At 60.4% G+C, this 571-nt stretch carries 1 protein-coding gene; it reads right to left on the bottom strand.

Annotated elements, in window-relative coordinates:
- The coding region (gene coaE, locus CXQ97_RS21140; protein WP_104182383.1) for a dephospho-CoA kinase at window positions 1–292 on the bottom strand (292 nt) is incomplete at its 3' end.
- Window positions 293–571 lie beyond the last annotated feature (279 nt).

The raw sequence follows: 571 nt of genomic DNA on the forward strand, positions 1-571 counted from the left end.
CGATCTCAGCACGAATCAGAGGATGCAGCAGCTGTTCCAGCCACTGCCTGTCGGCCGGGTTATCGAATATACGCTCACGCAGCCCTTTTCGATCCAGAGCGCCGTCCGCGAGCAAGATGCCTGAGCCGAAGCGCTCGGCAATCTGCAGCAACGCCGGCCGGCCGGGCTCGACCACCCAGCGCGCCGCCTGATCGGCATCGACGACATGTACACCCAGACTGGCGAAGCGATCCAGCACCGCGGTCTTGCCACTACCAATGCCGCCAGTCAACCCGAGAATCCAGGGCTCCATCGCAACCACACCCAGACTAAAAACAGGACGCGCAGTAGTAACTACTCAGCCTGCGAAGCGCAAGCCCAGAACGTCTTTCGTTAAGAGTACATGTCGGCGGAACGGCTTTCGACTCAGCAATGTCCGACTTAGAAGCGCACGAAATGGAGATAGCTCTCGGTAATCCAGCCACCCCAAAGCAACGCGATCCAGCCGGCGATCGCCAAGTAGGGACCGAAAGGGATGGGCGTGCTGCTCTCGGCGCGCTGCACCCGCAACAGGATTGTGCCAAGAACAGCC

Origin of the sequence: Arthrobacter sp. B0490, assembly GCF_002929355.1 — a bacterium.
Classification (GTDB): Bacteria; Actinomycetota; Actinomycetes; order Actinomycetales; family Micrococcaceae; genus Arthrobacter_D.